Origin of the sequence: Nocardioides sp. SLBN-35 (assembly GCF_006715725.1) — a bacterium.
Classification (GTDB): Bacteria; Actinomycetota; Actinomycetes; order Propionibacteriales; family Nocardioidaceae; genus Nocardioides.
Genome location: NZ_VFNU01000001.1, coordinates 613,306 through 630,292, shown reverse-complemented (window position 1 = coordinate 630,292; position 16,987 = coordinate 613,306). Strand labels below are relative to the sequence as shown.

Below are 16,987 nucleotides of genomic sequence, written 5' to 3'. Positions count from 1 at the left end.
GGTGCAACAACACCCGGGTAGTGGACATAACACGTAGTTACAAGGGCGCGCGAGCTCAGCCGGCGAAGTCGACCGGCACTCGCGCGCCGGCGAGCTCGGTGCTGCGGCCCGCGGCCCGGTTGGCCTCGGCGACGGCCTCGACGAGGTCGGCGCCGCCCGCGAGGGCGACGGCGAGGCAGCCGGTGAAGACGTCGCCGGCACCACTCGTGTCGACCGCGTCGACCGGCTGCGCGGGGACGTGGCGCGCGGCCGCGTCGCGGGGTGCGACGTAGGCGCCGTGGGCGCCCATCGTCACCACGACGTCGCCCGCGAAGGCCAGGGTGGCCACACACGAGGCCACCTCCTCCGGCGTGCGCGGGGTGGGGCGACCGGCCAGCCGGCCGAGCTCGGCCTGGTTGGGCACGAGGACGTCGACGCGGTCGAGGAGCACTCGTACGGCGGCCGGGTCGGCGGGCATCGGGGCGGGGTTGAGGATCACCCGCGCCTCGGGTACCGCGCGGGCGGCCGCCTCGATGCAGGCCGTGGCGACCTCGAGCTGGGCGAGAACCACTGCCGGCCGCAGGTCGCCGACGGCCTTCTCGACCTCCTCGGCGGAGAGGGCGCCGTTGGCGCCCGGGTCGACGACGATGTGGTTCTCTCCGGCGTCGTCGACCACGACCACGGCCGTGCCCGTGGCGACGGTGCCGAGCCGTCGTACGCTCGCGACGTCGACACCGCAGGCAGCCAGCGCGGCGACCGAGCGCTCGCCGGCGTCGTCGCCGCCGACCGCGCCGACCATCGCGACCGACGTCCCTCGGCTGCGGCCGAGCACCGCGGCCGCCGCGGCCTGGTTCGCGCCCTTGCCGCCGGGAGCACGGAACGATCCGGTGGCGAGCACCGTCTCTCCGGGCCGGGGCAGGCTCGGCACGCGCAGGGTCGTGTCCTCGTTGAGCGAGCCGACCACGCAGACGAGCGGGCCGCCGCTCATGGCGCGTCCCCGAGCCGGTGCAGCGCGTCGATCACCAGGTCCCAGTAGCGGTCGGCGTCGAGCCGGACCGCCACCTGGGCGTTGACGGGCTGGTCGGGGTAGCGGCGGTGCAGGTCGACGACCGTCGTGCCCCTCGTCCAGGTGCCGTCCAGCTCGACCGCGACGAAGGCCTCCCGCCACTCGATCACCTCGGGATCGACGAGGGCGGCGATGGTGCAGGGGTCGTGGACCGGCGGGGAGTCGAACTCCCACAGCCGGTGGTAGGAGTCGCCGAAGAAGCCCATCCAGGCCGCGCAGGTGCGGCCGATCCCGGTCGGGATCGCGCGCATCCGCTCCACCACCTCCGGGGTGGCGAGCGCCTGGTGGGTGAGGTTGAGCCCGACCATCCGCACCTGCACGCCCGAGCGCAGCACGACGTCGAGTGCCTCCGGGTCGGCGTAGGTGTTGAACTCCGCGGTCGGCGTGTGGTTGCCGCGCTCGGTGCTGCCGCCCATGAAGACCACCTCGGCGATCCGGTCGGCCACCTCGGGGTGATCGCGCAGCAGCCGGCCCGCGTTGGTCATCGGCCCGGTCACCACGAGGGTCACCGGCTCCGCGGCCTCAAGCAGCCGGTGGCGCAGGAAGGCCACGGCGTCCTCGGCGACCGGGTCCGCGGCGGGCTCCGGCAGCGGCGGGCCGTCGAGGCCGCTCACGCCGTGGACGTAGTTCCCGAGGGCGACGTCGCCGACCAGCGGGCCGGCCGCCCCGACGGCCACGGGTACGTCGGCCCGACCGGCGAGAGCGAGGACCCGTTGCGCGTTGCGGGTGGCGTCCTCCACGGCACAGTTGCCGAAGCAGGTCGAGATGCCGAGCAGGCGCACCTGGGGCGAGCCGAGCGCCAGCAGGATCGCGACGGCGTCGTCGTGGCCGGGGTCGCAGTCGAGCAGGATCGACACCGGGCGGGGCTGGTCCGGGGCCATGCTCAGGCGCCGCCCGCCAGCCAGGTGATCATGCCGCCGACCACGGCGGGGAAGCCGTCCCAGGCCAGGAACTCCTCGGGGCACCAGTGCGGGCCGATGTCGGAGGTCCAGACCAGCGAGCGGCCCTCGCCCACGCTCGCCGTCGCGACCAGGACGTCGCCACCGACGGTCGCGACGACCTCGGCGTCCTCCTTGGCGAGGACGTGGTTGTAGCCCAACAGCTCGGGAGCGCCCGGCGCCCAGGACGCGGCGAGCGGGTGGCCGGTCGCGACCAGCTCGACGGCGGCCCCCTCCGGCGCCTCGACCCGGTCGTCGGACTCCCGCATGGTTACCGGCAGGACGTCGGCCAGCGGGCTGCGCGCGAAGTTCGCCCGTGCCTGGAAGCCCTGGAAGCTGAGGTAGCCGCCGGCCATCATCAGCCCGCCCCCCTGGCGGGTCCACTCGACCAGCGCGTGCAGCGGGTTGCCGCTGCGCTTGCCCTCCAGCCAGGTCTCGGGCGGGAGCACGAAGGAGTTGTAGCCGATGTCGGAGAGGATGACGACGTCGTACGCCGAGAGCCCGGCGACGTCGCGCGGGAACCGGTTCGGCACGTCGTGGGCGTACATCTGCTCGATCGTGATGCCCTGCTGGGCGGCCGCCTCGATGAACGCGTCCGCCCCGGTGTGGAAGGTCGTGCTGGTGAACTCGTCGAAGCCCTTCACGTGAGTGGCGGTCGAGATCCAGCTCTCGCCTGCGAGCAGTACACGGGTCATGGTGGGTGTCCTCCCTATCGGGTGAGGAGGCGCCGCGGGTTGTCGACCAGCAGCGTCTCGATGTCGGTTTCGGTCAGGCCGTGCCGGCGTAGGCGGGGCACGAAGAACTGGGGGATGTGGGCGTAGCCGGGGCCGCCGTGGCACCGCAGGAGCGACTTGAGGAAGACGTCCTGGCTGAGGAGCAGCCGCTCGCCGTGGCCGAGGTCGACCAGCCGCGCGATCCAGGCGGCGTTCTGCTCGTCGGACGGGCACTGCACGCCCTGGTCGGCGTAGAACACCTCCATGCCGACCATGTCGTACTGCACCCACGCGCCCCGCCGGAGCAGCTCGACCTGGTAGTCGAGGTCGTCACCGGAGGGGCCCATGTGGCACAGCACCACGCGGGCAGGATCGACCTGGAGCTCGTCGGCGAGGTCGAGCACGTCGCGACCGCGCCGGAACCAGCCGGGCAGGTGCACCTGGACCGGCAGGCCCGAGGCCCGCTGCGCCAGGAACGCGCCCCGCAGGCTGGCCTGCTCGGCCGGCGTGAAGTCGGCCCCGACGCCGATCTCCCCGATGAAGCCGGGACGGATGCCGTCCTCGCCCTCCTCGAGGTCGGCCAGGATCCGCTCGGCGATGGCCTCCGGCGCAAGGCCGTGCACGTCCGCCGGTTGGGCGGCGTCGAGGTAGTAGCCGGTGCCGGCGACCACGTGCACGCCGGTGCGCTCGCTCACCTCCCGCAGTCGCGCGAGGTCACGGCCGAGACCGAGGCCCGTGGCGTCGAGGATCGTCCCGCCCCCGAGGGCGGCGAATCGCGCCACCTCCGCGACGCAGACCTCCACGTCGTCGAGCCGGCAGTTGTCGCGGTTGCCGAACGGGTCCTGCCGCAGCTCCCAGCCGAGGTCCTCGGTGACGGGCGCGTCGGCGTACGCGTCGGGGTCGATGCCCGGGAGCGTCGAGCGCTGCCACCACGAGGACACGTCGTTGAGCAGGTGCTCGTGGGTGAGCACGACCCCCAGCTCCGTGACCGGCACCGGGCCACGGACGGTCATCACCTCGCTCATCCGCGAGTCCCGACGATCCTGCCGAAGAGCTTGCTGTTGAGGAAGATCGCGACGATCAGGATCAGTCCCTGGGTGATCGGCACCCAGTAGACGTCGACCTTGGACAGCACCAGGCCGTTGTTGATGATGCCCAGGGTCAGGGCGCCGACGGCCGAGCCGATGATCGAGCCGCGCCCACCCATCAGGCTGGTGCCACCGAGCACGACCGCCGTGATCACCTCGAGTTCGAAGGCGGTGCCGGAGTTCGACGACCCACTGCCCAGCCGCGCCGCGGTGATCACGCCGGCCAGGCCGGCGAGGACGCCGGTGAGTCCGAGCACCGTGACCTGGATCCGCCGGATGTCGACGCCCGCCCGGCGCAGCGACTCGTCGTTGGAGCCGACCGCCGTGACGTAGCGCCCGAAGCGGGTGTGGTTGAAGACGTACCACCCCGCGATGACCGCGATCACCGCGATCCAGGTCGGCGTGTAGATGCCGGCCAGCGAGCCCTGGCCCAGCGGGAGCAGGAAGTCGGAGGTGATCGGGGTGCTGTAGCCGTCGGTGATCAGCAGCGCGACCCCGCGGACCGCCGTCAACGCGGCGAGCGTCACGATGAACGACTGCACCTTGCCGAACGCCGTGATCATCCCGCTGGCCAACCCGATCGCCAACGCGATCGCGAGCGTGCCGACCAGCGCGACGACGGGGTTGCCGCTCTCGGCGAACAGGCCGAGGGCGGCCGCCGAGAGACCGACGATCGAGCCCACCGACAGGTCGATCTGGCCGGTGGTGATAACGAAGGTCATGCCCACCGCGACGATCACGGTCGGCGCGACCTGGCGCAGCACGTTGACCAGGTTCGTGGTGGTGAGGAAGGCGTCGGAGGCCAGGCTGAAGTAGGCGAACAGCACGACGAAGACGACGCTGATCGAGATGACGCCGAAGTTCTTGGCGACGAAGTCGCGGCGGCTGTCGCGCCGGGCGTCGCGGTCCGGGACGGACGTGGTGGTGGCACTCATCGCTCTACTTCCCCATCATCGCGGTGACCAGTCCGGTCAGGTCGGTCTCGGCCGGGTCGAGCTCCCGGTGGTTGACGCCCTCGTGCAGGACGACGAACCGGTCGGCGACCTCGAAGAGGTCCTGCAGCCGGTGGGTGATCAGGATGACGCTGACCCCACGCTCCGAGACGTCGCGGATCAGCTGCAGGGTCATCTCCACCTCGCGGGCGGCGAGCGCCGCGGTCGGCTCGTCGAGGACGAGCACCCGGGGCTCGAACGCGACGGCACGGGCGATCGCGATCGCCTGCCGCTGACCGCCGGACATGTTGGCGACCAGCTGACGGGTGTCGGAGATCCGGATGTGCAGCTTGGCCAGGTCCTCGGCCGCCTCGCGGTGCATCCGCTCGTGGTCGAGCCTGCGGGTGAGCCGATGGTAGGGCTCGCGGCCGAGGAACAGGTTGCCGGCGACGTCGACGTCGTTGCACAGGGCGAGGTCCTGGTAGACCATCTCGATGCCGTGCGCCCGCGCCGCCCGGGGTCCGGTGCCGGTCAGCTCCTCGCCGTCGACGAGGATCCTGCCCTTGTCGGGCACGACGGCGCCGGCCAGCATCTTCATCAGGGTCGACTTGCCCGCGCCGTTGTCGCCGACGAGGCCCACGACCTCGCCACGCCCGACCCTCAGGTCGACCCCGCGCAGCACCTTGAGCGCTCCGTAGCTCTTGGTGATGCCCTGCATCTCCACGCGGGGCACGGCACCCGCCGTGCCCCCGTCCAGCTCCGCGGTCATTCGAAGATGGACCGGAAGTCGTCGACGTTGTCCTTGGTCACGATGGTGATCGGGACGTCGATGAAGCCCTTCGGCTCCGCACCTCCGATGACGGCCTTCAGCTCATCGACGGCCTCGACGCCCTCCTGGCGCGGGTCCTGCTGGACCACGGCGGTGACCAGGCCGGAGTCGATGCCGGCGATCACCTCGGCCGTGAGGTCCCAGCCGATGATCTTCGTCGTGCCGGCCGGGTCGAGGGCGGCGACGGCGCCCACCGTCGCCGGCTCACCGGTGGTGTAGACGAAGTCCAGGTCGGGCTCCGCGGTCACCAGGTTCTGCGCCGCCGTGGCGGCCTTCTCCTGGACGTTGTCGCCGTTGACGCTCTGCGCGTGCGTGGCGCCGGCGGCGTCGATGACCTTGCGGAAGCTGTCCTCCCGCTGGTTCTGGATGAAGGAGTTGCGAGCGTCGACGACGCCGTACTTGCCCTTGGCCAGGCCGTTGTCGACGACCCAGGTGCCGGCCTCGGCGCCGGCCGCGTCGTTGTCGACGCCCACGAAGGTGTCCGCGGCGCCCTTCTCGAGCTCGGCGTCGATGGCGACCACCCGGACACCCGCCTGCTTCGCGGCCTTCACGGCCGGCAGCACGCCGTTGACGTCGATGGCGACGACGATCAGGCCGGTCACCTGCTGGGTCACGAAGTTCTCGATGTCGGAGTTCTGCTTGGCCGGGTCGTTGTTGGCGTTGGCGATGGTGAGCTCGCAGCCGGCCTTCTTCGCCGCCTCCTCGGCGCCCTCGTTCATCTGGGTGAAGAAGGCGGCGGTCTGGTTGATCTGGGTCATGCCGATGACGCACTCGCCGCTGCCCGACCCGCCGGACCCGGCCTTGTCGTCGCCGCCGTTGCCGGTGCTGCATCCGGCGAGCACCAGGGCCGCGGCGCCGGTCGCCGCGACGATGGTCCGATTCATCCTGGCCATGCGCGCACACTCCTTGGGTAATCGATTTCCGAGACCGTTTCCGTCGAGCGTAGGAAGTGACCCGGACCACGTCCAGAGGTCGGTAATCGATTTCCACGGATTGAGACGATGGTTTCGCACGAGCAGCCGCGCGACGGCAGGATCAGAGGGTGTGTCCCCGACCTCGACCCCGCTCACCGCGCATGGCGGACGTCGCCCGCGAGGCCGGCGTGTCCGTCGCCACGGTCTCCCGCGCACTCAGCGGCACCCGCGCGGTCGACCCCGCCCTGGCCGAGCGGGTCCTCGCCGCCGCCGAGCGGCTCGGCTACCAGGTGAACCTGGTCGGCCGGGCCCTGCGCCAGACGCGCACGGCCACCGTGGGACTGGTCGTACCCGACCTCGACAACCCGTTCTTCTCCGCGCTCGCCCAGCACCTGGCACGGGTGTTCACCGAGACCGACGTCGACCTCTTCGTGTTCGCCGCCGACGGCTCCCTGGCGACCGAGCTGCGCGGCGTGCGCTCGTTCCTCGGCCGGCAGGTCGACGCCCTCGTGATGATCCCGGTCCACGAGGTCGACAGCGCCGACGCCGTCGAGCTGGCGGCCCGGGCGGTGCCCACCGTCCAGCTGGACCGGTGCGTGCCCTCCACCGCGGCCCACTTCGTGGCCGTCAACAACCTGCGTGGCATGGAGCTCGTCGGCGAGCACGCCGCGGCCCGCATCGACCTGGCCCGGCAGCCGGTCGTGTACGTCGGCGCCGAGCCCGACTCCTCCTCCGCCCACGAGCGGCTCGACGGCTTCCGCCAGGCGTTCGGCCCGGACGCCCCCGTGCTGCTGGGCTCCTTCTCCAGCGCGTGGGGCAACGAGGCCGCGCGGCGGCTGCTGGCCGACGGGTGGGAGCGGGCGACCGTGGTGACCGCGGCCGACGTGATCGCCCTCGGCGTGCTGTCCCAGCTGCTGCACGCGGGTCGCGCCGTACCGGACGACTTCCGGGTGATCGGCTTCGACGGGATCGGCGCCGGGACGCTGGCCCACCCGCCGCTGACGACCGTGCGCCAGCCGGTCGAGGAGATGACCCTGGCGATCCGCGACCTGATCGACGGTGGCGAGGGGCCCGAGCGCGACGCGCCCACCCACGGCCACCGGTTCGCCCCGGTCTTCATCGAGGGCGAGACGAGCCCCTGACGACGACGGCCCCGCCGACCGAGGTCGGCGGGGCCGTCGTACGGCACTCAGCGGGTCACTGCGACGGCAGGTCCGAGAGCAGGCTCTCGAGGTCCGTCGGCAGGTCCGACGGAAGGTCGGAGAGCAGGCTCTCCAGGTCCTCCGGCGAGGTCGGCAGGTCCGTCGGGACCTCGGTCGGCAGGTCCGTCGGGACCTCGGTCGGCAGGTCGGACGAGTCGCCCGAGTCACCCGAGTCGTCCGAGCCGGTCGAGCCCGAGCACGTCTTGGCCTGGTACTCCGAGAAGGCCTCGACCTTCTTCTTCTCGTCCTTGCTGAGGTCGGCCTCGAACGGGTTCTCGTCGCCGCCCTTGGTGAGGGCCTCCTTGATGTCGTCCGCGTCGATGTCCTTCGCGGCGTCGAGCTGGATCTCGAAGCCCTCGCGAGCGTCGTCGGAGATGTCCTTCGGCGTACCGACCTTCTCGAGGTCGTCGGCCTGCTCCTTGACGAGGTCGGCGAGCTTGTCCCAGTCCTCGTCGGTGAAGGCCTTGGTGAAGGCGGCGTCGCTGCTCGAGCCGGACACGGCGTCGCAGAAGTCCTTGACCGAGGCGTCAGTCGGCGCGCCGCCACCGCACGCGGTGAGCGAGAGGGCGAGCAGGACGGCAGCACCGGCGGAGGCCAGCGGGCGCTTGATCGGGGTCATGTCAGTTCCTTTCCTGAGGGGGTGGAGCACGTCGGCACGCCCCTCGAGCAGGGGCGCGGCCGCACGGGCGACCACGCGGTCACCCTGCCCCCACCGGTCTCAGACTATTCACAGGTAGGACGAACAGCAGGTTGCGGTCCCGTGACCGGCGTGGTGCGACTGCGGAGTCAGCCGTCCCAGAGCGGGGCGGGCGGAACCTCCAGCAGGCCCTCGAGAGCCGCGAGGTACGACGCCCGCGGGATCTCGCGCACACCCAGCCCCATCAGGTGCCGGGTGGCCCACTGCACGTCGACCAGCCGGTTGCCGGCCGCCCCGTCTGCGTCCGCGCGCAGTCCCTCGACCAGGCCGATCAGCGCGACCTTCGACGCGTCGGTGACGTGGTGGAACATCGACTCCCCGGCGAACAGCCCGCCGATCGCGACGCCGTACAGGCCGCCGACGAGGCGGCCGTCTCGCCAGGTCTCGACCGAGTGCGCCCAGCCGAGGCGGTGCAGGTCGCCGTACGCACGGGCGATCCGGGCGTCGATCCACCCGTGCGGTCGCCGCGGGTCGGCGCACGCGGCGACCACCTCGTCGAAGGCGGTGTCGACGCGCACCTCGAAGTCGCGCGCCGAGCGGCGCAGCGAACGGGAGACCCGCAGCTCGTCGAGGCGCAGCACCCCGCGGTACGCCGGGCTCCACCACCCGATCGCCCGCCCCTCGGGCATCGGGAACAGGCCGCTGCGGTACGCCGCCAGCAGGGTCCCGGGCGCGAGGTCGGCACCCACCGCCACCAGGTCGCTGCCGTCGTGGGTGCCGTCGCCCTCGTCTGCGTCGTCGTACTCCTCCGGGTCGTCGAGGACCGGCAGCGCCGCCAGCTCCGTGCGACTCGGGAAGACCCAGGGGCTGGGCTCGGGCTCGACGGGCACGAGCCGAGCGTATGCGGTCGAATGTGCACCGCGCCCCATGCGGATTGGCCGTGTTGTGACGCGAATCGCGACCAATCCGCATGGGGTGCGGCGCTCGCTAGGCTCGGGGACATGGCTTCGCTGAAGAAGGGACTGGCCCTGCGGACCGCGCAGCAGCTCGCGCCCAAGGTCACCCGGTTCGCGCCGGGACTGACGCAGTCGTTCGTGCGCGAGGCGCTGCACCGGGCGCTGGTGGGGGTCGGACCACTGCCGCCGGCGGCGGAGGCGGCGCGGGTGCAGCTCGACGAGCAGCGCGGCGACGTCGACAAGGCCGTGCGGGAGCTGGTCGAGAACCACGTGGCCTACGCCAGCGTGGAGGGGCTCGCGACCAACCTGGGCGGGCTGATCACCGCGACGATCGTGGCGCCGGCGAGCATCACCGGGCTGGCGCTCATCCAGTGCCGGATGGTGGCCGGCATCGCGCACCTGCGCGGCTACGACCTCGACGACCCGCGGGTGCGCAACGCGATCCTGGTCTGCATCCTCGGCGAGGACACGGTCAAGACGATGGTCAAGCGGCACCAGCTGCCGGCGCCGCCGATGGCGATCGCGACCGCGCCGCAGCACGACCCGAACCTCGACCGGACCGTGTCGACGGTGCTGGCCGGCGAGCTGATCAGCCGGGTGATCGGCAAGCGGATGGTGACGACCGTCGGCAAGAAGGTGCCGCTGGTCGGTGGCGCGGTCGGCGCGGTGGCCGACGGCTGGAGCACCTACCGGGTGGGGCGGTACGCCGGCCGGGAGTTCCGGCCGCTGCGGCGCTCCTGAACCCCTACTGCTCCTGCGGCGTCCGGTTGCGGGCCTTGCGGTAGACCCCGAGCGCCTGGCGGCCCTTGCCGCTGCGCTCCAGCCTCTGCACGGTCCACTCCATCGACCGCATCAGTCGCGGCGTGCGGGCCCGGACCAGCTCGCGACGGGCGGCCTCGAGCTTGCGGCGCAGCCGCTCGTTCTCGGCGTGCGCCTCGGCGTTGTCGAGCAGCAGCGCCTTGATCGCGTCGACCGCGGCGGAGGCGACCTGGCGCTCCGGCGGGTGGTCGGGATCGACCCACTTGCCGGCCGGGGCGGGAGCGCCGCGCAGGTCCTCGAGGTCGCCGGTGACGTCGTACCCACGGCGGGAGAGCTCCGCGATCCAGCTCTCGGTGAGCTCGTGCACCCAGGGGTACTGGTCCGGCGGCAGGCCGAGGCGGGCGGACTTGGTGCGCTTGGAGAGAGTGCGGTGGGCGAGCAGCTCGCGGACGAGCGGGCGGTAGTGCTGCGGCGGCAGGTCGCGGGCGGCGGTGCGGTTGATCCGGCGGATCAGCGCCGACTCGGGTACGCCGAGGCTCGGGTTCGCGCGCCGGGTGGTGAGCTTGAGGTCGAGCCCGTCGAGCCCGAAGGTCGTGCTGAACCGCTCCCACAGCAGGTCGGGTGGGCCGCCGGACGGCGGGACGGTGACCAGGTGGATCCGCTCGGGCGGGATGTCCGCACCCCAGCGGTCCAGGATGTCGGGGATCTCCTGCACGCCCCAGAACCACGCGCCGACGCGATGCGCGCGCTCGGGGTCCTGGATCAGCTCGAGGAAGCGGCCGTAGCCGAAGCGCGCGCGGTGCTTGACGTTCTCCTGCCACTCGGCCGGGATCTGGCGGACCAGGTCGCGCACGGAGAGGATCAGGTGGACCTCGGTGCCGCCGTCGCTGGTGTCGCCGCCGGGCCGGTGGCCGATCGAGGCGAGTGCGCGGGCGACCTGGCTGCGCGAGGCGGAGGCGAGGATCTCGTGGCTGATGATCGCGGTGCCGTCGTGGGCCCGGACCTGCTCGGCGAGCCGGTCCCAGGCGCCGACGGCCTCGGCCTCGAGCCCGCCCCAGCGCAGCCGCATCAAGTCGAGCGCGGCGAGGAAGTGCTCGTCGAAGCGGTCCGCAGGGTAGAGCACGTCCTGCTTGAGGAGCTTGGCCCGGTTCTTGTAGAGGACGTCCTGGAGGTACGACGTCCCGGTCTTGGGCGTCCCGACGTGGAGCAGGACTCGCCGACTCACGATTCCTCCTTGGGCACGGTGACGGGGTCGAGGAGCAGGCCGAGCGCGAGGGCCAGGACCTCGGCGTCGACCGGTGCCACCGGCTCGGTACCGAGGGGGCGCGGCAACAGCTGGTCGAGATCGCCGAGCACAGGGTAGCGAGCCGCGGCGAGGTCGTGGCGGGTGCGTTCGGCCTGCGTGCTGAGCCAGCCGTCCCAGCGCGGCGGCAGCGTCGGGGGCGGTCCGCCGAGCCCGTCGAGGCGCCGGCCGAGGGTGTCGCGGAGCAGCCGCGGGCGGTCCTCGGAGGCGACCAGCAGGCCGAGCGGCTCGCCGACCCGGCGAATCAGGTCGACTGCGTGCGCACCGAGGCGCGGCGGACCGCCGAGCCGGGTCACGCCGAGCTCGTCGGCCAGCAGCCGGTCGTCGAGGACGACCCGGACCCGCTCGGCGCCGTACTTGTAGGCCGCGGAGCGAGCCATCCGCGCCAGGTCGGCGCGCGGCGGCAGGTGACCGGCACCGGCGTTGGCGCGCACGAAGCCGCGCCAGGACGCGCCGCCCTGGTCGAAGCTGCGCGCGGTCCAGGCCTGGACGAGGACGGTCTCCAGGTCGTCGGCGAGGAGGTACGCCGTGGGCCGGCGACCGCCCGGACGGTGACCCTGGACGGTGAGCTCGGCGCGGACGGCGTCGGCACGCCAGGGCATGCCGACCACGACGAACGAGCGGACCCAGGGGCGTCGTACGGCGCGGACCTTGTCGACGAAGGTCGGCTCGGGCTCCGGGAGGGCGGCGGTCAGCGCGACGTCGTCGGCGATCAGGGCGCTCGCGACCCGGAGCAGCTCGTCGTCGCTCAGCGCGTCCGGGTCGACCGGACGCGGCCCGAACTGGTCAGGGGCGTCGTCGACCCCCACCAGTGCGAGCTCGCTGCGGCCGCGTCCGGAGACGCCGGCGGCGAGCACGCGCTCCGCAGTGGCGGCCGGGACGGTGCGCCCGGCCGCATGGGCGTGGGCGTTGAGGCGGCGCAACAGCGCGAGCTGCTGGGCTCCCGGGAGCTCGGCGCCGAGCGGCTCGCCCTCCCCCGATCCGTCGGCCGGCCAGTCGAGCCACGGCGTCGTCGCTCCGGCTCGCAACGCGGCCACCCATCCCCAGGCGCGTCGTCGACCACTCATGGCCCAACGTTAAGGGGAGGTGGCGAACCCGTGCCTGCCAGGGGCGCCTGCCGGGCTGCCGCACCCCATGCGTTCTGGTCGTCGATCCGGCGAATTCGCGACCAGAACGCATGGGGCGCGAGCAACGGTCAGGCGCCGCTGAGGGCCCGGACGACGGCCGAGGGGCTCGGCCGGCCGAGCTGCTCGGCCATCCAGGCGCTGGTCGCGACGACCGCGTCCAGGTCGACGCCGTGCTCGATGCCGAGCCCGGTGAGGAACCACACCAGGTCCTCGGTGGCCAGGTTGCCGGTGGCGCTCTTGGCGTAGGGGCAGCCGCCGAGGCCGCCCGCCGAGGCGTCGTACGTCGTGACTCCGGACTGCAACCCCGCGTGGACGTTGGTGAGCGCCTGGCCGTAGGTGTCGTGGAAGTGCAGCGCGAGCCGGTCGCACGAGACGCCGGCCTCGGCGAACGCGGCGACCAGGGCCTTGACGTGGCCGGCGGTGGCGACGCCGATGGTGTCGCCGAGGCTGAGCTGGCCGACGCCCAGGTCGAGCAGGCGGGTGCCGACGGCGACGACCTGCTCGATCGGTACGGCGCCCTCCCACGGGTCGCCGAAGCACATCGAGACGTAGCCGCGGACGTCCATCCCGGCGGCCAGGGCGGCCACGATGGTCGGCTCGAACATCTCGAACTGCGACTCGAGGGTGCGGTTGAGGTTCTTGTTCGCGAACGTCTCGGTCGCCGACGCGAAGACCGCGACGTGGCGCAGGCCGAGGCCGACGGCCCGGTCCAGGCCGCGCTGGTTGGGCACCAGGACCGGCAGCTGGCGGGCGGCGTCCCCGAGGTCGGCGGTCAGGCCGGTCATCAGGTCAGCGGCGTCGGCGAGCTGCGGCACCCAGTCGGGGTGCACGAAGCTGGTCGCCTCGACGATCGGGAGCCCCGCGTCGATCAGCCGCTTCACGAAGGCAGCCTTGACCTCGGTGGGCACCACGGACTTCTCGTTCTGCAGGCCGTCGCGCGGCCCGACCTCGTAGATCGTGACCTTCGCGGGCAGTCCCGGCTCGTCGATCACCATCGGCAGCCCGCTCATGCGCTCTCCCCCTCCACGACGAACAGCTCAGCGCCCAGGGCCACCTGCTGGCCGGTGCCGGCGCCGACGGCGGTGACCGTGCCGGCGTACGGCGCCTTGAGCGCCAGCTCCATCTTCATCGCCTCGACGACACCGAGCACGTCGCCCTCGGCGACCGTGTCGCCCACCGCGACCCTCACGTCGAGGACCGTGCCGGGCATCGGCGCGACGACCGTGCCGTCGCCGGCCGCCACGCCGTGGTCGGCACTTGCGTCGGGGCGGTCGAAGACATAGCGCTGGCCCTGGTGGGCGAGCTCGACGTGGTACCGGCTCACGCGGGCCACCGAATCGTTCGATCGAACGGTTCGGGGGACCTCGGGGGGCTCGGAGTCCCTCGAACCGTTCGATCGAACGGTTCGGGGGCGGTCGGGCAGCACCACCGTACCGTCGGTGAACTCCACCACGACCGGGGCCGCGGGTGCGCCCATCCGGAAGCCGTCGCCGGCGAACGGGCCGGTGGCCGCGGTGTTGGCGTCGAGCCAGAGCCGGGCGGCGACCGCTCGGGCCGGGGCCGGATCGGGGGCCGGGACGTCGTGCCGGTCGAGCCAGGCGGTGTCGATGCCGCCGGGGACGGCGAACTCCTCGCCCGCCGCCAGCACCCGCAGGAAGCCGGTGTTGGTGGTCAGGCCGAGGATCGCGGTGTCGTCGAGCGCGGCGACCAGCGCGCGACGCGCGCCCTCGCGGTCGCGCCCGGAGACGATGACCTTGCCTAGCATCGGGTCGTACGACGTGCTCACGACCTGGCCGGACTCGAGCGCGTGGTCGACCCGGGGTTTCGAGGCTCGCTGCGCTCGCACCTCAACCACCGAGTCCGGCCAACGGACGACGGTCGCCGTACCGGCCTGCGGGAGGAAGCCGGCGAAGGCGTCCTCGGCGTAGATCCGCGCCTCGATCGCGTGGTCCCGGAAGCGCACCCCGGACTGGTCGAACGGCAGCGGCTCCCCCGCGGCGACGGCGAGCTGCAGCGCCACCAGGTCCGTGCCGCTGTGGATCTCGGTGACCGGGTGCTCGACCTGGAGCCGGGTGTTCATCTCCAAGAAGTAGAAGTCTCCGGTGCTGGCGTCGAGAAGGTATTCGATCGTGCCTGCGTTCTCGTAGCCCACCGACGCGGACAGATCGACCGCGGAGGCGTGGATCCGGGAGCGCAGCTCGTCGTCGAGCGCGGGGGCGGGCGCCTCCTCGAGCACCTTCTGGTGACGGCGCTGCACCGAGCATTCGCGGGTGCCGAGGTGGACGACGGTGCCGTGGCTGTCGCCGAGCACCTGCACCTCGATGTGGCGACCGCGCTCGACGTACTTCTCGACCAGGATGGTGTCGTCGCCGAAGGCGCTGGCCGCCTCGCGCTTCGCGGCGGCGACGGCGGCGTCGAAGTCGGCGGCCGCGCGGACCACGCGCATGCCCTTGCCGCCACCGCCGGCGGCGGCCTTGACCAGCACCGGGTAGGCGAAGGTGGCTGGGTCCTCAGCGATGTCGTACGACGGCACCACCGGCACGCCGGCCGCGACGGCCAGGTCGCGGGCCGCGTCCTTGCGCCCCATCTGCTCGATGACCTTCGGGCTGGGCCCGACCCAGGCGATGCCCGCGTCGGTGACGGCGGCGGCGAAGCCCGCGTTCTCGGAGAGGAAGCCGTAGCCGGGGTGGATCGCGCCCCCGTCGGCCAGGCCGGCCTCCTTCGCGGCGGCGAGGACGGCGTCGCCGTCGAGGTAGGACGGCACCCGGAGGGCGACGTCGGCGTCGCGGACGTGCAGCGCGTCGGCGTCGAGGTCGGTGTGCACCGCGACGGTGCGGATACCCAGGTCGCGGCAGGTGCGGAAGACGCGGCGGGCGATCTCGCCGCGGTTGGCGACCAGTACGGACCTGATCTCGTGGGTCTCGGTCATCGCGATCACATCCGGAAGATGCCGTAGTTGGGGGCGGGGGTCGGGACCGCGGAGACGACCTCGAGCGCCATGCCGAGCACCCGGCGGGTGTCGGCGGGGTCGATCACACCGTCGTCCCACAGCCGCGCGGACGCGTAGTAGGGCGAGCCCTGGGTCTCGTACTGGTCCTTGATCGGCTGCTTGAACTCCTCGTCGTCCTCGCGGCCGGCGACCGTCGCGAGCACGTTGGCCGCCTGGTCGCCGCCCATCACCGAGATCCGGGAGTTGGGCCACATCCACAAGAAGCGCGGGTCGTAGGCGCGCCCGCACATGCCGTAGTTGCCGGCGCCGAAGGAGCCGCCGATGACCACGGTCAGCTTCGGGACCACCGAGCAGGCGACCGCGGTGACCAGCTTGGCACCGTCGCGGGCGATGCCGCGGTTCTCGTACTCGCGCCCGACCATGAAGCCGGAGATGTTCTGCAAGAAGAGCAGCGGGATGCCGCGCTGGTTGCACAGCTCGACGAAGTGCGCGCCCTTGAGCGCCGACTCGCTGAACAGGATGCCGTTGTTGGCGACGATGCCGACCGGGTGACCGTGGATGCGGGCGAACCCGCAGACCAGGGTCTCGCCGTACAGCTGCTTGAACTCCTGCAGCCGGCTGCCGTCGACCAGGCGCCGGATGACCTCGCGGACGTCGTACGGCGTGCGGGTGCTGACCGGCACGACGTCGTAGATGCTCTCCGGCGGCTCGTGCGGGTCCTCGGAATTGATGCGGTTTGGGACCAAACCGCGCGAATTCGGCGCGGGATCCTGCGGTCTGTGCCCAATCGGCAGCGTGTCGATGATGCCGCGCAGGATGCGCAGCGCGTGGGCGTCGTCGTCGGCGAGGTGGTCGACGACCCCGGACCTGCGGGCGTGCACGTCGCCGCCGCCGAGGTCCTCGGCGCTGACGACCTCGCCGGTCGCGGCCTTCACCAGCGGCGGGCCGCCGAGGAAGATCGTGCCCTGGTTCTTGACGATGACGGTCTCGTCGGACATCGCCGGGACGTAGGCGCCGCCGGCGGTGCACGAGCCCATCACCGCGGCGAGCTGCGGGATCCCGCGCGCGGACATGTTGGCCTGGTTGAAGAAGATCCGGCCGAAGTGCTCCTTGTCGGGGAACACCTCGTCCTGCATCGGCAGGAAGGCGCCGCCGGAGTCGACCAGGTAGACGCAGGGCAGGTTGTTCTCGGCGGCGACGGTCTGCGCCCGCAGGTGCTTCTTGACCGTCATCGGGTAGTAGGTACCGCCCTTCACGGTCGCGTCGTTGGCGACGACCATGACGTTGCGGCCCTCGACCCGGCCGATGCCGGCGACGGCGCCCGCGGCGGGGACGGCGTAGTCGTCGCCGGGCTTGCCGTACATGCCGTACGCCGCCAGCGGCGCCAGCTCCAGGAACGGACTGCCGGGGTCGAGCAGGCCGTCGACCCGGTCGCGGGCCAGGAGCTTGCCGCGGTCGGTGTGCTTGGTGCGGGCGGCCTCACTGCCGCCCTGGCGCACCCGCGCGAGGCGCTCGCGCAGGTCGGCGGCCAGGTCCCGGAGGGTGGGCTCGGAAGTCTCGGACACGAGCACGAGGTTAACGATCATTAACCTTG

The 16,987-nt window shown here is 72.4% G+C and carries 16 protein-coding genes; 2 read left to right on the top strand and 14 right to left on the bottom strand.

What is annotated here, in order from left to right:
* Positions 1–55 precede the first annotated feature (55 nt).
* Genes FBY23_RS03115 through FBY23_RS03085 form a run of 7 tightly spaced genes read right to left on the bottom strand, consistent with a single transcriptional unit; the run spans position 56 to position 6,438 of the window.
* Complete coding sequence (locus tag FBY23_RS03115; RefSeq protein WP_141796809.1) at positions 56–967, bottom strand: ribokinase; 912 nt, start codon at positions 965–967, stop codon at positions 56–58.
* Positions 964–1,926, bottom strand: coding sequence for a nucleoside hydrolase (locus tag FBY23_RS03110; RefSeq protein ID WP_141796808.1), 963 nt, complete (start codon positions 1,924–1,926; stop codon positions 964–966). The genes FBY23_RS03115 and FBY23_RS03110 overlap by 4 nt, the downstream gene beginning before the upstream one ends.
* Before the next feature lie 2 nt (positions 1,927–1,928).
* On the bottom strand, positions 1,929–2,678 hold the full coding sequence (locus FBY23_RS03105) for a glutamine amidotransferase (protein WP_141796807.1): 750 nt from the start codon (positions 2,676–2,678) through the stop codon (positions 1,929–1,931).
* 14 nt (positions 2,679–2,692) lie between these two features.
* Positions 2,693–3,721: a phosphotriesterase gene (locus tag FBY23_RS03100; RefSeq protein ID WP_141796806.1), complete on the bottom strand. Its 1,029-nt coding sequence runs from the start codon at positions 3,719–3,721 to the stop codon at positions 2,693–2,695.
* On the bottom strand, positions 3,718–4,719 hold the full coding sequence (locus FBY23_RS03095) for an ABC transporter permease (RefSeq protein ID WP_141796805.1): 1,002 nt from the start codon (positions 4,717–4,719) through the stop codon (positions 3,718–3,720). The genes FBY23_RS03100 and FBY23_RS03095 overlap by 4 nt, the downstream gene beginning before the upstream one ends.
* Positions 4,720–4,723: 4 nt before the next feature.
* Entirely contained in the window at positions 4,724–5,485 is a 762-nt protein-coding gene (locus FBY23_RS03090; protein ID WP_222117707.1) for an ATP-binding cassette domain-containing protein, read from the bottom strand.
* Positions 5,482–6,438: a substrate-binding domain-containing protein gene (locus FBY23_RS03085; protein ID WP_141796804.1), complete on the bottom strand. Its 957-nt coding sequence runs from the start codon at positions 6,436–6,438 to the stop codon at positions 5,482–5,484. Before FBY23_RS03085 ends, FBY23_RS03090 begins: the two co-directional genes overlap by 4 nt.
* A 182-nt stretch (positions 6,439–6,620) precedes the next feature.
* Here FBY23_RS03085 and FBY23_RS03080 point away from each other — a divergent pair, with 182 nt between their 5' ends.
* Positions 6,621–7,601 (top strand): LacI family DNA-binding transcriptional regulator, encoded by a 981-nt coding sequence (locus tag FBY23_RS03080; protein ID WP_141796803.1) that lies wholly within the window; start codon positions 6,621–6,623, stop codon positions 7,599–7,601.
* Positions 7,602–7,656: 55 nt separating this feature from the next.
* Here the strand turns inward: FBY23_RS03080 and FBY23_RS03075 are convergent, their stop codons facing one another.
* The gene (locus FBY23_RS03075) at positions 7,657–8,280 is read right to left on the bottom strand and encodes a hypothetical protein (RefSeq protein ID WP_141796802.1); all 624 of its coding nucleotides are present in this window, start codon (positions 8,278–8,280) and stop codon (positions 7,657–7,659) included.
* A 167-nt stretch (positions 8,281–8,447) separates the two neighbouring features.
* The gene (aat, locus tag FBY23_RS03070; RefSeq protein ID WP_260805713.1) at positions 8,448–9,188 is read right to left on the bottom strand and encodes a leucyl/phenylalanyl-tRNA--protein transferase; all 741 of its coding nucleotides are present in this window, start codon (positions 9,186–9,188) and stop codon (positions 8,448–8,450) included.
* 111 nt (positions 9,189–9,299) lie between these two features.
* Between aat and FBY23_RS03065 the strand changes: the two genes are divergently transcribed.
* Positions 9,300–9,995 carry an EcsC family protein gene (locus tag FBY23_RS03065; RefSeq protein WP_141796800.1) on the top strand — a complete coding sequence of 232 codons (696 nt, stop codon included), beginning with the start codon at positions 9,300–9,302 and terminating at the stop codon, positions 9,993–9,995.
* 4 nt (positions 9,996–9,999) lie between these two features.
* Here FBY23_RS03065 and FBY23_RS03060 read toward each other — a convergent pair whose 3' ends face one another.
* The 5 genes from FBY23_RS03060 to FBY23_RS03040 form a co-directional block, all read right to left on the bottom strand.
* Complete coding sequence (locus tag FBY23_RS03060; protein ID WP_141796799.1) at positions 10,000–11,238, bottom strand: hypothetical protein; 1,239 nt, start codon at positions 11,236–11,238, stop codon at positions 10,000–10,002.
* Positions 11,235–12,383 carry a hypothetical protein gene (locus FBY23_RS03055; RefSeq protein WP_141796798.1) on the bottom strand — a complete coding sequence of 383 codons (1,149 nt, stop codon included), beginning with the start codon at positions 12,381–12,383 and terminating at the stop codon, positions 11,235–11,237. The genes FBY23_RS03060 and FBY23_RS03055 overlap by 4 nt, the downstream gene beginning before the upstream one ends.
* Positions 12,384–12,511: 128 nt before the next feature.
* Positions 12,512–13,453, bottom strand: a complete 942-nt coding sequence (locus tag FBY23_RS03050; protein WP_141796797.1) for a hydroxymethylglutaryl-CoA lyase — start codon at positions 13,451–13,453, stop codon at positions 12,512–12,514.
* The gene (locus FBY23_RS03045) at positions 13,450–15,372 is read right to left on the bottom strand and encodes a biotin carboxylase N-terminal domain-containing protein (protein WP_141796796.1); all 1,923 of its coding nucleotides are present in this window, start codon (positions 15,370–15,372) and stop codon (positions 13,450–13,452) included. Before FBY23_RS03045 ends, FBY23_RS03050 begins: the two co-directional genes overlap by 4 nt.
* 5 nt (positions 15,373–15,377) lie before the next feature.
* Entirely contained in the window at positions 15,378–16,958 is a 1,581-nt protein-coding gene (locus FBY23_RS03040; RefSeq protein ID WP_260805712.1) for a carboxyl transferase domain-containing protein, read from the bottom strand.
* Positions 16,959–16,987: the final 29 nt, after the last annotated feature.

Excerpts from the sequence above, each read along its gene's own strand:
- FBY23_RS03115 (WP_141796809.1), bottom strand. The coding sequence starts at position 967 with ATGAGCGGCGGCCCGCTCGTCTGCGTGGTCGGCTCGCTCAACGAGGAC.
- FBY23_RS03110 (WP_141796808.1), bottom strand. The coding sequence starts at position 1,926 with ATGGCCCCGGACCAGCCCCGCCCGGTGTCGATCCTGCTCGACTGCGAC.
- FBY23_RS03105 (WP_141796807.1), bottom strand. The coding sequence starts at position 2,678 with ATGACCCGTGTACTGCTCGCAGGCGAGAGCTGGATCTCGACCGCCACT.
- FBY23_RS03100 (WP_141796806.1), bottom strand. The coding sequence starts at position 3,721 with ATGAGCGAGGTGATGACCGTCCGTGGCCCGGTGCCGGTCACGGAGCTG.
- FBY23_RS03095 (WP_141796805.1), bottom strand. The coding sequence starts at position 4,719 with ATGAGTGCCACCACCACGTCCGTCCCGGACCGCGACGCCCGGCGCGAC.
- FBY23_RS03090 (WP_222117707.1), bottom strand. The coding sequence starts at position 5,485 with ATGACCGCGGAGCTGGACGGGGGCACGGCGGGTGCCGTGCCCCGCGTG.
- FBY23_RS03085 (WP_141796804.1), bottom strand. The coding sequence starts at position 6,438 with ATGGCCAGGATGAATCGGACCATCGTCGCGGCGACCGGCGCCGCGGCC.
- FBY23_RS03080 (WP_141796803.1), top strand. The coding sequence starts at position 6,621 with ATGGCGGACGTCGCCCGCGAGGCCGGCGTGTCCGTCGCCACGGTCTCC.
- FBY23_RS03075 (WP_141796802.1), bottom strand. The coding sequence starts at position 8,280 with ATGACCCCGATCAAGCGCCCGCTGGCCTCCGCCGGTGCTGCCGTCCTG.
- FBY23_RS03065 (WP_141796800.1), top strand. The coding sequence starts at position 9,300 with ATGGCTTCGCTGAAGAAGGGACTGGCCCTGCGGACCGCGCAGCAGCTC.
- FBY23_RS03055 (WP_141796798.1), bottom strand. The coding sequence starts at position 12,383 with ATGAGTGGTCGACGACGCGCCTGGGGATGGGTGGCCGCGTTGCGAGCC.
- FBY23_RS03050 (WP_141796797.1), bottom strand. The coding sequence starts at position 13,453 with ATGAGCGGGCTGCCGATGGTGATCGACGAGCCGGGACTGCCCGCGAAG.
- FBY23_RS03045 (WP_141796796.1), bottom strand. The coding sequence starts at position 15,372 with ATGACCGAGACCCACGAGATCAGGTCCGTACTGGTCGCCAACCGCGGC.